This window comes from Paraburkholderia bannensis (genome assembly GCF_014200455.1).
GTDB classification, from domain to species: Bacteria; Pseudomonadota; Gammaproteobacteria; order Burkholderiales; family Burkholderiaceae; genus Paraburkholderia; species Paraburkholderia bannensis_A.
Map to the genome: position 1 here is coordinate 33577 of NZ_JACHBW010000027.1, position 13851 is coordinate 47427.

Below are 13851 nucleotides of genomic sequence, written 5' to 3' on the forward strand. Positions count from 1 at the left end.
ATTAGCGCCTTCGTGAACGCGCTGCGCGACGCATTCGGCGCACAAGAGATCAACGCGATCGTGCGCCGCGGCCGGGCAGGGGAGCCGGTGTTTTTCGCATGCGAAAACGGCATGGAGTTCGGCACCCGGCTACCGACTGGCCGCACGTGGAACGCTGCGGCGGTCGGCGACCGCCACTTTTGCAAGGGGTGTGACGGCAGTTGCGTTGAATCCGGGCTGCGCTGCTCCGAGCATCGCGCACGGGCCATCAGGCAGGTCGCGGACGAAAGCGATAGCGATTAGGCGAGCATTCCGGCCTCCGTCGCGGCATGGCCGCTCCATACTGTCCTAACTTCCCGCGTCCCTGACGCATCGACCTACCCGCAGCAGCATGCTGCCACGGGCAATTCTGTACCGGCCGACCAGGCCAACCGGGCATCCGCCCACTTTTGTATCACCACCTTCCTTTCCGACAGGGCAATCCACCCTGTTGGGGCGATTGCCCATTTTCATCTGAGGCAATCACCATGATCCGCGCTTTCATCGCCGTCGTTGTTCTCTCGATCCTCACTGGCTGCGCCAACATGACGGACTTCGGTTCTCCCGATGTCTATCAGCGCTCGGACGTCCAGCGGGCCGGCACGCTCGAACCCGCTGTTGTGGTTCGTGTACGCCGCATCACCATCCAGGCAGGTTCCGGCAGCTCCGGTCTCGAAAACCTCGTGACCGCGGGCGTCGGTGCATTCCTGGGTTCCCAGGTCATCGGCAATGGCCGTGGCCGTTACATCGCGGCCGCGCTTTCCGGTGCCGCGTCGAACTTCGTTGCGCAGCACGTGAGTGCCGCGCTCTCCCGCACCGCTGGTCTGGAAATCGTCGTCCGCAAGGCCGACGGCTCGCTGCGCGTCGTTCCGCAGCCCGACGACCAGCTTTTCTCGCCCGGCGATCACGTGCTCCTCGTGGACACGAGTTCGGGCCTGCGCGTCACGCACTGACGCTTTTCGTTGTGCCGGCAATCGCCGGTTTGTCTTCCTGCACGGCGGGGCGTTCCGAAAGGACGTCCCGCCTTTTTTCTTTTCCGAGGGATTTATGGATCACATCAACCGCGTGATGCATGCCGACCGCCATAGCGCCGGTGCGGTGCGCGACGCGAATTTCACACGCCGCGCACGCGGCTTCCTGCACCGTGTGGCTGGCGATCTTCGCCTGCGTGTCGGCGAGCATGACATCAAGGCCGAACCCGCTCGTCGCGGCGGCGGTTGCCGTGTCACGCTCAACACCGACCGCCTCATCGTCGAATTGACGGATTCGCCTGCGCGTCAGGCCGTGGCGATGTCGTTTCGTACGCGTCGCGGTCGGGCCGATCTGTCTGGCGGCGGCGACAACGTCGTGACGGCCGAGCAGCTTGGAACCCGCGAGGGCTACGAGTCACTACTCAGCTCGTTGCGGCTGGCCAATGGCCTCGATGCTGAACGTCGCCAGGAGCCGTGACCGTGGAGATCATCAATATCAAGGTGGAGTTTCCCGGCAGCCTGACCATCACCGACAGCGCGACCTGGCGTGAAAAGGATGGGCAGGTGTACGTTTCAGATCGGCTCAAGCAGGTGCTTCGCGAGCTGGACGTAACCGAAGCGCCGCCGGTGGTCACGGCGACGTGTCGCGGGCAAACCGTTTCGATGGAACTCACATCGAGCGGGGATTTTCGCTTGAGATCCGGGCAGATTGTCCGGCAGCACCAGAAAGGCATCATGGCGCAGTTTCGTCAAATAGCCATGCAACCGTCGAAGGATCAACGACAGCAGTCCGGGCGTTTTCTTCATACGCTATCCGCAGGTGCCACTATCGGTGCGGTCGGATTCTGGCACTCAACGTCGCAGTGGAATCTTGCGAACGACCTTGCGATCGGCAGCCTTTGCGTCGCCGCTGTGGTACTCTTTTATCTAGGGATTATCTTCATGGACGGAGAATAATTATGGGCATGGCTCTCTTCGTACTGGCTATTACCGTGTTTTTTGGCGGCTTCGGGCTGATCATGAACCACAATGGCCGTAAGGCTGACCGCGAACGCCGCGGGTATTAATTCGATTCCCGGCCAGCTTCAACTGGCCGTCTCAATTCAAGGGCTGCACCTTCGGGTGTGGCCCTTTTTATTTTCCGGTCCATCCCTATGAATACCTACGAACTGGATTGTCCCGCAGTGCCATTTGAGACCGTCGGCAAGACGGTTGCACAAGTCGTTTCACGCATTGAACAGCGTCTGCGCAAGGCCGAGCTCGAACCCGAATGGGTTGTTGCCGCAAACTGGATCGACGATGCGAACGACTCGCTCCACGGTTTGAAGGCGGATGCCCTCTGGCCGGTCGTCGTCGAGGGTGAATCGCGCCTGTGCCTCTCTGTGGCCATCGGCCGCTCGGAAGGCTGGCTCGTCCAGATCGACCATGTGCGGTTGCACAAGGCGGGCGATGGCGGTCATTGGAGCAGCGTCGCGCTCCTGCGCATCAAGACGCTGACGCGTACGCACGCCTGGGCTGTCGCGGCCGCCATGTCGCGCCTGCTCGAAATCGACTGACGCAGTTTCACTTCCTCTCTTTCCCTTGCGGGGCATCGCCCCGATGGGTGATGTCTCGCGCTTCTGGAGCCATCATTCATGTACACGCTGTCCATCCCCGGCGCAGTGCTCACTGCATCGTCCCTTGTTGGTCTTTTCTCACTGTTTCGCGACGAGCGCGTGCGCGCAACCGAAACGCCGCAGATCGTGCTCACCGGCGCGCCTGCGTGTGTGACGGTGACGCGCTATAACGGCGTGCTGGCCATCCGCCAGGCGGGCACCGCCGAACAGATGCTCACCGCGATGCTCGAGGAGCATCGACGCGTGGCGTTCGTCGGCGACGCTTGCGAGCAGCGCCAGTCGTGGGAAGTCGATCGCGCAGAGTGGGAGGCGCTCTTCGAATTCGTCGACGTCTGCCGCTCGCCGCAACGCCTGCTTTCGTTCGACCAGATCGAAGCGGAAAAAACGCGCGCCCGCGAACGCGGTACCCGCTTCTTCCTATCTGACCTCTGCTCGGAAGCCATCGCGTCGATCTTCGGGTTCGCCGTCTGCGGCCCAACGATTCCCGGCACGCGCGAGACGAACAGTGGCCACGCAGTCCAGGTGGCGTACGCGCTTGCGCTCGATCTGCCGGTGCCAGAGCGCGTGCTCGATGCGTATCGCGCTGACGCAGACGCTTTCCGGCATGGTTTGGAATGGGCCGAAACGCTGGTCCGTCTGCCCGAACTGCGCGGTGCCATTCCCGTCGGGAAACTGCGGCCAATCCTCGGTGTCATGCGAGGGGAGGGCAAGGCGGTAGATTCGGGCAATGCCGATATCCTGACCCTGCTCGCGCGGTTGTTGCCGGATGCGCCAACGTATCCGGAAGTCGATAACCTGTTGCACGCGCATGGGCTGATCGACGATATGGCGTTGCCGGAACGGTATGGCACGCCCGTCGACGTTGGACAGCCCATCACGCCGCTCGCCGCTCGGGTGCGTGAGCGTCTCGCCGACCACCTTCGCGCCCGCGCGATTGCGCATTCGGACGAGGAGCTGAACAAAGGCCGCATCAGCCAGCGTGCACATCGCCATCGTTGTGATATCGCGCGACTGGAACACGGCCGTCAGACGTTCGAGTATGGCAACTCCCTCTCCCGGGCGTTGGCCAACCGCGATGTCGGCAGGCTTCTGGAAGTGCTGGATCGCGCGGATGATCACAACCGCTCGAGCAAGCAGGCGTTTCGCGACGTCTACGGCGTGAAGCTGACCGGCGTGACGGCAGCGCAGCGCCGCCGCGCGATCTTCCTGCTGTGCGGCTTTAACGAAGAGGCACAGGCGCAGTGGGAGCGCGAAGAAAGCCAGCGCAAGGCGGCGCGCAATGCACAGAGCGACCTGCAGCACGCGCGCGAAGTTGCAGGCCGCGCGCGCTACGTCGGTCCGTCGCACGGCGAGCTGTCGGGCGCCGAGCACGTCGATCGCGCGATCAGCGAAGGCTTCTCGACCATCCGCAGCTACGGACGCGGTGCGGCGCGCAGGTATGCGCTCGCCCGTGACAACGAGAGCGCCATGCGCACGTTGAGCGCACGGGACGGCACGCTCGCCTATGCGCGCGCGCTGCTTGAACCTCGCGCAGCATAGGGGCCGCGATGCGTTTCGATCGTGAGCCACGCCCGCAAGGGTATTGCTGGACGCCGCGCAAGGAAGCGATGTATCTGCGCCGGGAGGCGCGGGATGCTGAAAAAATCGCGCGCGACTATCCGCTGTTTGTCGGGCAGTTTGAGCCCCGGGCAACGCTTCCTGTCGCAGAGGAGCGCGCGCGACGCGAGCGTCAGCTTTCCGTGAGTGACCAGCGCTGGCGTGATCTCAAGGCTTCGCAGTGGCGCGGGGCGCGTCGCGAGTACTTCGCGTGCCCGCCCGCGATGCGCGAAGCGATCGCCGAGGAGTGGCGTCGATGGCCGGGCCCGGCACGGCCGGTGTACTTCACGTACGTGACCGAGAAGCACAACGGTGTGCTTGAGGAGAAGTCCCGTCTGCACCGCGAGCGCGAGGCGGCCATGCTTGCCCGCATACGTGCGCGGGAAACCGCCCAGTCCAGCCTGCCCATCGGCTGATTCATTGAACCCAACCGGCGCATTCGTGCGCCGGTTTTTTTTCGTCTGTGCGATTCGGGCCGACGCGCGAAAGCCATATCGAAATCGGCATGATTGCGCGCGCTCCATGTCGCGCGACGCACCTACACTGCTGTTTATCACCCGCGTCCCTGACGCATCGACAGCGCCGGCGAGTCCGGCATCACAACCCGCCTGGAAGGGACCTCGTCCCCATGGGCGCGGCTTTCCGGGAATTCTCCGAAAGGAGCTTCCATGAACCAGCAACCTGATCCTGTGAGCATTGCGCAGATCGAATGCGCGATCAACCACTGGCGCGAACGCCGTCCTCCTGCTGACGCGGAAAACCCGGTGCTGTGCGCAGAAGCACGCGCACTGGCCGACGTCTACGAGCTGATGATCTACCGGGGCGAAGCAAGCGTAGAACACGCATCGCTTACCCCGCAGCAACGCGCAGCCCTCGCGGCCGCGCTGTAATCCGTCTCAGGCGCTGCAAGGCGCATCGTTCTATCCAGCTGCTGCGATGTAACGCATCGCGGCGTCTTTATTGTTATCCATTCACCCCGCCGGGACACGCTCCCGCGGGGACGTTGCTCGCGCGGGGTTTCTGCACAGGAAACCTCACCATGCAAGTCAACGCCACTCAATTGAATGCGCTGCTCACCGCCTATGTCCCGAAGCGTCTGCCGGTGCTCATCACGGGACGCCCGGGCATCGGAAAGAGCGATATCGTCGAACAGGTTGCTGACGCCGTTGGTCACGATCTGATGATCAGCCACCCGGTCGTCGAAGATCCGACCGATTCGAAGGGGCTGCCGTTCGCTTCGGCGGATGGACGGTCGGCACGCTTCCTGCCGTTCGGCGATCTGGAGCGCGCGCTCCAACCCCGTAAGCGCCCGCTGATCTGGTTTCTCGACGATCTCGGACAGGCCTCTCCGGCCGTTCAGGCGGCCAAGATGCAGTTGCTGCTCGCCCGCCGCATCGGCGAGCACAAGCTGCCCGACAACGTCACGTTCCTCGCCGCGACCAACCGGCGTAACGACAACGCGGGTGTCAGCGGCATCCTCGATCCTTTGATCTCGCGCTTTGCGACGGTTGTAGAACTGGAGGCGAGCATCGCCGAATGGACCGCCTGGGCTGTTGCTCACCACATCGCGCCAGAGCTGATCGCATTCCTGCGATTCCGCCCGGATCTGCTGTCCGTGCAGAAAACCACGCGCGACATCGAAGCAACGCCGAGCCCGCGTAGTTGGGGGTTCGTCGCCAAGACGATGGGTGTCGTGCCGCCGGAACTCGAACTGATCTCCTATGCAGGGTCGGTCGGGCAGGCAGCGGCCACGGAGCTGATCGCGTTCATCCAGATCTATCGTCAGTTGCCTTCGCCTGATGCCATTCTGGCGACGCCCGACACCGCGCCCATTCCTGAGAAGCCGTCGGCCCTCTACGCAATCAGCGCAGCGCTGGCCATGTATGCGAACGAAGGCAACTTCGGCCGCATCGCGACCTACACGGAGCGCATGATCAGTGGCGGCGTGGGCGAATTCGCCGCGCTGCTCGTGACCGACGCGCTACGCAAGACGCCCGCGATTGCCCATACGCACGATTTCATCCGCGCGCAGGGTGGTCCGATCGGCAAGCTGATTCAAGGCTGAGCGTCGCACCCGCCGGCCGACTCGCTGCTTCATTCCGGCTTCTTTCCCGTCTCCTCGCTGTTTCTTCAGTCCCTTCGCTGTTTCCCGTTGCCTGTGGGCGCGCTTCGCGGCCCTCGCAATGCATTTCCCTTTCCCGATTCATCCCATTTCTATTTTTCTGGAGTTCTTCCATGAACATCACCAATATCCAGTCGCGCGTCATGCTCTGCTCGGTCAACGTCTCGTCGTGGGCCGCGCGCCGCTTCGATCTCAAGGTGACCGAGGAGGTTGAAAAAAGCCATGCAACGAAAGGCATTGGTCGCTTCAACAAACGGCTGCTGCCCGAACACGCTCCCAGCTTCAGGGAAGCGGTTTCGCTGGGCGGTCGTATCCGCCGCCATTTCTACGATCACACGCTGGAATACGACCAGCTGTCCGTGCGCCTGCTGCCGACCGGCATTTACATGGAGTTCGCCGCGCAGATGCGCAAACTGAAGGAAGAGTTCGATCTGGCCGTGCAGGTTTTCCTGACCGACTACCTCGATCTCAAGGAACAGGCCCGTCAGGAGATGAACGGCCTCTTCAACGAGGCGGACTATCCGACGCTCGCGCAGCTTGGCGGGAAGTTCGGCGTTCGCATGTCGGTGTTGCCGTTCCCGGACGCCAGCCAGTTCGGCGTCGATCTGCCCGCGGACGTCCTCACGAGCCTGCGCGGCGAGATCGACCAGCACGTGGAGCGCTCGATCGAGCACGCGAACCAGGACATCGTTCGCCGCCTCTACGATGCGGTGTCGGCGATGGCCAACCGGCTGTACGCAACCGGCAATGTTCGCATCGACGTGGCCGATAACGTACGCGAGTTGTGCGCTTTGCTGCCGAAGCTGAATTTCAGCGACGACCCGCAGCTGCGCCACATTCTCGAACAGGCCAATCGCCACCTTGCGGTGCATACGGGCAACGACCTGAAGGAGTCCGAGGTGCTTCGCAGCCAGGTGGCGGCCAAGGCGACCGAGATCGAGGACCTCATGGCAGCCTTCATGGGCGGCAGGCCGGAGACGCCGGTGCATACGCCGGGCGTCGCGCCGCAACTGCGCATCGCTGCGTGAGGTGGCCATGGATCCGCGCATCTCGAAGCAGCGCACGGCGTTGGTGATGGACGAGCCGTTTTTCGGGGCGCTGGCGCTGCGCCTGAAGGTGGTCGAGGATCCGGCATGCAGGACGTTCTGGGTCGATGGGGAATCGCTGGGGTACAACCCGGCGTTTCTCGCGACCCTCAACGATCTTGAATGCCGCGGCACGCTCGCTCACGAAGTGTTGCATGTTGCGAACGGCCACTGCTTCCGGCAGGGGCACCGCGATCCCGAAAGGTGGAATGACGCTTGCGACTATGCGATCAATCCGATCGTGAAGTCCGCTGGCTTTGTTCTGCCCAAAGGACACCTCGACGACGTGCGCTTTCACGGCAGGTCGGCCGAGGAGATTTACGCGATCCTCACGCAGGAGGCGAGGCAGCAGGAGAAGGAGAAGTCTGGCGGCAAGCCGGGCGCTAATGCAGCATCGAATGCAGCTGCAAGCGAGTCCGGTGGCCAGCAGGCACCCGCGAACGGCGCGAACACACCGTCAGCGGCTCCCGATTCCGATGCACCGCCTTCCTGCGGCGAGGTTCGCCCTTACCCGGGCCCGGACGTCGACCTGAAGGAAACCGAATGGAAGGTCGCCGTGCTGCAGGCTGCGAAAGCGGCACGCATGCGCGGCAAGCTCCCGGGCGACCTGCAGGCGATGGCAGAGACGGCAGCAGAGCCGTCTGTGGACTGGCGTTCAATCCTGATGCGTTTCGCGCAGCAGGTGACGAACGACGACTACAGCTTTGCCATGCCTAACCGTCGTTATCTGCATCTGGGCTTTTATCTACCTTCACTGCATTCGCCTGCTGTAGGCGACGCCGTGTTCGTGCGCGACGCCAGCGGATCGGTCTTCGACGAGACGCAGCAGCAGTTCGCGGGCGAGGTGATTCACGTGGCTGAGACGGTCAGGCCCGCACGGCTGATTGTTCTCGACTGCGATACCGCAATCACGCAGGTGCAGGTCTTCGAGCGGGGCGACCCGATCGAACTGGCACCGGTCAAGGGAGGAGGAGGCACCTGCTTCATTCCACCCTTTGACTGGCTTGAGCGCGAGCACATCGATCCCGCGTTTCTCGTCTATCTGACGGACATGGACGGTCGTTTTCCCGGTCAGGTGCCGTCGTACCCGGTGCTGTGGGGTTCCACGACACCGCTGGCGCGCATCGCGCCGGCACCCTTCGGCGAGATGGTCGAGGTGATTGTCTGATCGCCCAACTTCTTCAACCCAACCGGCTCCTCGTGAGCCGGTTTTTTTTCGCCCGGAGATTCCCTTCGCGTTGCATCGGCCGGTCGTCAAGAATCAAAAGCTCCACAAAAAATGCAGCTTTCCGCCAAAACCGTTGCAGGCGCCTGCAAAACGGCAGCTGTCGCGTGAAAACGCGCGCCCGTCTTTCGACACCCCGAAAAGGTAACGAATATCGCGGCTCTTTTGGTCCGCCGCGCGGGCAGCGCCCCGGAAAAATAGCTGCATGTCCGAAGCTGCCGATAGCCCCCTCCTGAGATTCAACCGCCTCGAAAAGAGCGCGGTCGATATGTTCTTCGCGTCGCTCATGCCGCTGCGTCCGTATCTCGACGCGCCGGACATTGCAGAAGTGATGGTGAACAATCCGCGCGAGATCTGGATCGAGCGTCGTGGCGTGCTCACCCGCCTTGACCTCGAAATCAATCCGGCGATGCTCAGCGGGGCGATCCACTCGCTCGCATCGTCAGTCGAGAAGAGCGCGAAAGCCGGCACCGACAAGGGCATCCTCAACGCGGGTCACGGCAACCTGCGTATCGCGGCGGTGATGAAGCCGACCGCCATCGACGGCGACGCGCTCTCGATCCGCAAGCACCGGGACCAGAACCTGTCGCTTGACGACTACGTGAAGATGGGCGCGTTTTCGCGGGTGCACGCGCGCCAGGACGAAACTGCGAGATTTTTCCCCGAAGGCGCAGAAGACGAATCGCTGCGCCGCGCACTGCGCGACATCGTGCGCGCGCACAAGAACATTCTGGTCGCGGGCGGCACGTCTTCCGGCAAGACCACTTTGCTCAATGCGATGGGCGGCGAGATCCCCGACGAGGACCGCGTCGTCAGCATCGAAGACACCATGGAGCTCAAGCTCACGGTTCCCAACCGCCTGCGCCTGCTCTCCAACACCGATACCGGCGTCACGACCCAGATGCTCGTGGCGCTGTGTCTGCGGTTCCGCCCCGACCGGATCATCGTTGGCGAAGTGCGCGGCGGCGAGGCTTATGACTTTATCCAGGCGCTCAGTACTGGCCACGACGGCGGCATGGGCTCGGTCCACTCACGCAACGCGCGTGTGGGCCTGAGACGGCTCGAAAGCCTCGCGATGCTCGGCATGCCCTCTGGCACGCGCATGGATATCGCCGACCTGCGCGAGACCATCGCGAATTGCTTCGACTACGTCGTGCACATGAAGCGCACGGGCGAGTTGCGCCACGTCTCCGAAATCCTCGAAGTGCGGGGCGCCCACGACGGGGACTACATCCTCGAACGCGTTTTTTAAACCACTGGAGTGGACCAACCGATGAAAAAGCAACTGCTGTCGAATCTTCAACGCGCTGGCGCGCGAGCGCGCGCGGCAAGCGGCCGTCTGTTCAGCCGCAGCGAACTGCGTACCACCGTCATCGCGGCTGGCCTGAGCGCGGTCGCGCCGGTTGCCTCGGCCAGCGGCACCGATCTGTCCGACCTCGGCGCGGCCACCGACGTGATCTGCCTGATCTCGAACTACATCAGCGGCCCGTGGCTCTTCTGCGGCGGCATCGTCGTTGCGATTCTTGCGTTCATCGCGATCGCCAACTCGGAAAGCACGCTCGGCAAGGTGTTCGGCAGCGTGTTCGTGGGTCTGGGCTTCGCGGCCTGTGCGATCCCGATCATGAAGAATCACTTCAAGGTCAGCTATGTCTGCACCTGAATCTGGTCGCAATCGGGCCAAGGTCAGCCGCTCGCTGTCGTTGCCGCGCCAGATCGGTGGCGCGGACCGGATGCTCGCGATGGCCAACGGGTTCGTGACCGCCATGCTCTGTTACGCGTGCGGGTTCGACCTCGTCGTCTCCGCCGCATTCATATCGGTTGGTGCCGGCGTGCACTTCTTCCTGAAATGGATGAGCGCGCGCGACCCGTGGTGGCGGCTGGTGATGCTCGCCTACAACCGCTACCCCGACGTGCATGAGCCGTCGCCGATGCAGAAGGGCACGGCGCGCTTTCGCCGTCCCTATGGATTCGACCAGGATCTGCCATGCTGAAATCCGGGAAACGCCACCTGCTTGCGCGGCGTCCAGTGCATGAAATCGTGCCGTGGGCGACCATGGTCACGCCCCAGCTCGTGCTGGACAAGGATGGATCGTTGCTGACGTCGTTCACGTTCGAGGGGATCGACGCCGATACCCCGAACGCGAGCGACTTTCAGGCAGCGCGTAACCATCTTGATAACGCCTGCAAGAATTTCGACCACCGCGTGACCGCCTGGTGGCGTCTCTCGCATCGTCGCGTGCGCGGTGCCATCGAGGGCGAATTCGACTCGCCGCTCGATGCGCGCCTGGACGAGATTAACCGGAAGAAGGTCGGCAGCGGCAAGTACTTCCGCAACTCGCATTCGCTCTCGCTCGCCTTTACGCCTGAGACTGGCATCAACAAGTTCTTCGACAAGGTGGGCTATCACCTCAAGGTCGGCGGCAAATCCATGCCGGTGGCGATCTTCGAGGCGATCCGCGATCAGGTGCTCACGCGCAATGCCTTTGCGTTCGATCTCGACCAGATCACCGCCGACATCAAGCGCTTCGAAGGCGTGCTCGATGCGTTTCGCGGCGGTGTGGGCCGGCTCAAGATGAAGCGCCTTGAATTGCAGGGCGCGTTGTCCTATCTGCACCAGACGGCGAACCCGTCCGTGCCGCCGCGCCGCGTACGCTATCCCGTCACGATGCTCGACACGCACCTCACGGAATCCGTCGTGACGTACGGCGCCGAGCACCTGCTGTTCGAGTCCGCGCACGGAAAGCGCTTCGCCAAGATCATCGCGGTCAAGGAGTGGCTGGGCTTCCAGGAGGCGGCGCTCGACGTGCTGTGCGACATCGATGCGGAACTCGACATCTGCGTGATGTACCGGTTTCTCAACACGAGCCGCGCCGAGCAGTACATCAAGTCGGCCCGCAAGTTCTACAAGGCCGCGGCGTTCAATCCGTGGGCGATGCTCAAGCAGTACGCGACGAAGGAGACCGAGAAGAACGACAAGGGCCGCGAGACGCTTGCTGACGAGGCCGAGGATGCGCTCAAGCGCCTGACCGCCGAAGGGCAGCAGTACGGCTTCGCGAACATTTCGATTGTCGTGTATGGCGACACGACCGAAGAGTGTGATCAGGCCACCTCCGACGTGGTCGGTCGCATCAGCAACGCCGGCTTTGGCGTGGTGCTCGAGGAGCGCAACCTTGGGGCGGCGTGGGCATCGACGTTGCCTGGGCGCTGGGACGAGCAGAAGCGCCTGCAGTTCGTTGAGACGATGGCGGTGTCGGATGTCGCGCCGTCGCGCGGTGTGCCCGAAGGCCCTGAGATCAACGAGTGGCTCACGCAGCAGTTCGGGCGGCGAACCGGTCCGGTCACGATCCTGCCTACGCGCCATCGGACACTCCAGCGCATGGTCCTCCACCACCCGAGCGGTCGCGCCCACCTGCTGGTGGTCGGGCCCAACGGCGCGGGCAAGACCATGCTGCTCAATTTCCTTCTGTCGCAGATGGGCCGCCACGACGCGCGCCGCATCCGTTTCGACAAGGAGCGCTCGACGCGCATCCCGACCGTGCTCTCGGGTGGCCACTTCATTGACGTGACCGGCCGCTACGAGGCGGCCACGCCCGTCAATCCGCTCTCGCTGCTCGCGGACAGCCGGCATTACGTGTATGTCGCGACGTGGGTCCAGATGGCGATCGAGGACGAGGATTTCCGTTGCTCGCCGCAGCAGGAGCGGGAGATCTTCGAGAAGGTGACGATGCTGGGCGAGGGCTACGCACCGGAGTTCTGGACGCTGTCGTATCTCACCACGTTGCTGTCGGCCGAATTGCGCGAGCGCCTGCGGATCTGGACGAAGGGCGAGAAAAACGGCCAGTTCTTCGACCACGTCGACGACGCCTTCTCGTTGTCGGAGAACCTCTCGATCGAATGCGGCGACCTGTTCCAGAACCATCCGGAAGCGGCGCTGCTCTTCATGGACTACGCCTTCTACCGCGTGTCGCAATGGCTCGACGGCAAACGGTTCACGGTCATCGAAATCGAGGAATGCGGCTTCTACTTCATGTACCCGCGCTTCTATGCGCGCCTTGAACTGTGGGCCGTGACGATCCGGCGCCTGAACGCGATGCTGGCCCTGGCGACGCAGTCACTCAAGCAGCTAGAGCGTGTCCCCAACTTTGAAATCCTGAAGGAACAGCTTCAGAACATCGTCTATCTCGCCAACGCGGATGCGCGTAGCAACAAGGCACTCTACTCGGACATCTTCGGGCTGACCGATACCGTCATCGACATGATCGCGGATGCGGTGCCCAACCGTGACTATCTCTGGTGGACCCCCACACAGATTCGCATGCTTGAGGCGAGCTTCGACAAGGAAACGCTCGCATCGCTGCGTGCCGATGGCCGCGCACAGAACATTCTCGACAAGCACTACGTGTCGGGCGTGAGCAACTGGCGTGAGAACTACATCCAGGAAATGCTGACCCTCGAATGAGTTGACACCATGAAATATTCCGTATTCCGTGCCGCTTTTGCAGCGGCGATGCTCCTGGGTGTGAACACCGCCGCGCACGCACAGCTGACCGTGTTCGATCCGTCCAACTTCGCGCAGAACGTCGTGACGGCGGCCAAGGCCGTGAAGGGCGAGATCTATCAGAACACGAACATCGTGTACCAGTACCAGATGATGGCCAACCAGCTGCTTCAGGCCGTGAACCTGAATCCGGTGGCGATGAAGGCGCAGTACGACCAGATCACGGGTGACATCACCAAGGTCAAACAGTATGTGAGCACGCTCAGCGACATGTACGGTGACCTGCAGGATGGCGCGCAGTACATCGGGCACGTCCAGAACCTGATCTCGACCTCGGGCAAGTCGCCCACGCAGTGGCTCTCCGACATGAACCAGCTCTACAAGCAGGGCGATGCGACGGCGACGAACCTCTTCAAGCTTGGAAACACCGTCGCGACCCACGTCCAGACGGTGGCGCAGCGGCGCGCGGATCTGCAGACGCAGCTCTCGCTCACGCCGACCCAGGAAGCGACGGCGCAGCTCACGACGCACTATCTGGATCTCGTGTCCAGCCAGTTTTCGGATCTGTTGAACCTGACGGCCGCGAAGACGCAGGACGACGCGCAGAAGCAGGCGATCGACAATCAGGATGCCAAGGATCGGGCTGCGGCAGCTGCATCCTTTGCGGCGCAACAGGACGCCGAGCGGGCGCGCCTCGATGCGCTGCCGGGCAACTGAGGT

General features: G+C 62.9%; 16 protein-coding genes. All 16 read left to right on the forward strand.

The annotated features are described in order from the left end of the window. The first annotated feature begins 12 nt into the window (after positions 1 to 12). Positions 13 to 282: a hypothetical protein gene (locus F4827_RS31090; RefSeq protein WP_311675305.1), complete on the forward strand. Its 270-nt coding sequence runs from the start codon at positions 13 to 15 to the stop codon at positions 280 to 282. Between the two features lie 224 nt (positions 283 to 506). Beyond that, positions 507 to 971 (forward strand): glycine zipper 2TM domain-containing protein, encoded by a 465-nt coding sequence (locus F4827_RS31095; protein ID WP_183733856.1) that lies wholly within the window; start codon positions 507 to 509, stop codon positions 969 to 971. A gap of 94 nt (positions 972 to 1065) precedes the next feature. After that, a complete protein-coding gene (locus F4827_RS31100; RefSeq protein WP_183733852.1) occupies positions 1066 to 1467 on the forward strand; it encodes a hypothetical protein in 402 nt (133 codons plus the stop codon). 2 nt (positions 1468 to 1469) lie between these two features. Next, entirely contained in the window at positions 1470 to 1946 is a 477-nt protein-coding gene (locus tag F4827_RS31105; protein ID WP_183733849.1) for a hypothetical protein, read from the forward strand. A 167-nt stretch (positions 1947 to 2113) separates the two neighbouring features. Further along, positions 2114 to 2545, forward strand: a complete 432-nt coding sequence (locus F4827_RS31110) for a hypothetical protein (RefSeq protein ID WP_311675302.1) — start codon at positions 2114 to 2116, stop codon at positions 2543 to 2545. Between the two features lie 78 nt (positions 2546 to 2623). Continuing rightward, positions 2624 to 4144, forward strand: coding sequence for a hypothetical protein (locus F4827_RS31115; RefSeq protein ID WP_184123911.1), 1521 nt, complete (start codon positions 2624 to 2626; stop codon positions 4142 to 4144). Between the two features lie 8 nt (positions 4145 to 4152). Continuing rightward, a complete protein-coding gene (locus F4827_RS31120; RefSeq protein WP_184123913.1) occupies positions 4153 to 4617 on the forward strand; it encodes a hypothetical protein in 465 nt (154 codons plus the stop codon). A gap of 252 nt (positions 4618 to 4869) precedes the next feature. Beyond that, on the forward strand, positions 4870 to 5091 hold the full coding sequence (locus tag F4827_RS31125) for a DUF3717 domain-containing protein (protein WP_184123915.1): 222 nt from the start codon (positions 4870 to 4872) through the stop codon (positions 5089 to 5091). Between the two features lie 149 nt (positions 5092 to 5240). Then, positions 5241 to 6266, forward strand: coding sequence for an ATP-binding protein (locus F4827_RS31130; RefSeq protein ID WP_184123917.1), 1026 nt, complete (start codon positions 5241 to 5243; stop codon positions 6264 to 6266). Between the two features lie 170 nt (positions 6267 to 6436). Next, the gene (locus F4827_RS31135; RefSeq protein ID WP_183733877.1) at positions 6437 to 7351 is read left to right on the forward strand and encodes a hypothetical protein; all 915 of its coding nucleotides are present in this window, start codon (positions 6437 to 6439) and stop codon (positions 7349 to 7351) included. A 7-nt stretch (positions 7352 to 7358) separates the two neighbouring features. Further along, entirely contained in the window at positions 7359 to 8576 is a 1218-nt protein-coding gene (locus F4827_RS31140) for a DUF2201 family putative metallopeptidase (protein WP_183733880.1), read from the forward strand. 262 nt (positions 8577 to 8838) lie between these two features. After that, positions 8839 to 9885 (forward strand): CpaF family protein, encoded by a 1047-nt coding sequence (locus tag F4827_RS31145; protein WP_184123920.1) that lies wholly within the window; start codon positions 8839 to 8841, stop codon positions 9883 to 9885. A 21-nt stretch (positions 9886 to 9906) separates the two neighbouring features. Then, a complete protein-coding gene (locus F4827_RS31150) occupies positions 9907 to 10293 on the forward strand; it encodes a conjugal transfer protein TrbC (RefSeq protein WP_183733887.1) in 387 nt (128 codons plus the stop codon). Beyond that, positions 10280 to 10624: a VirB3 family type IV secretion system protein gene (locus tag F4827_RS31155; protein WP_184123923.1), complete on the forward strand. Its 345-nt coding sequence runs from the start codon at positions 10280 to 10282 to the stop codon at positions 10622 to 10624. Before F4827_RS31150 ends, F4827_RS31155 begins: the two co-directional genes overlap by 14 nt. Further along, positions 10618 to 13092: a VirB4 family type IV secretion system protein gene (locus tag F4827_RS31160; protein WP_184123926.1), complete on the forward strand. Its 2475-nt coding sequence runs from the start codon at positions 10618 to 10620 to the stop codon at positions 13090 to 13092. The genes F4827_RS31155 and F4827_RS31160 overlap by 7 nt, the downstream gene beginning before the upstream one ends. 9 nt (positions 13093 to 13101) lie before the next feature. Beyond that, complete coding sequence (locus tag F4827_RS31165; protein WP_184123929.1) at positions 13102 to 13848, forward strand: DUF4141 domain-containing protein; 747 nt, start codon at positions 13102 to 13104, stop codon at positions 13846 to 13848. Positions 13849 to 13851: the final 3 nt, after the last annotated feature.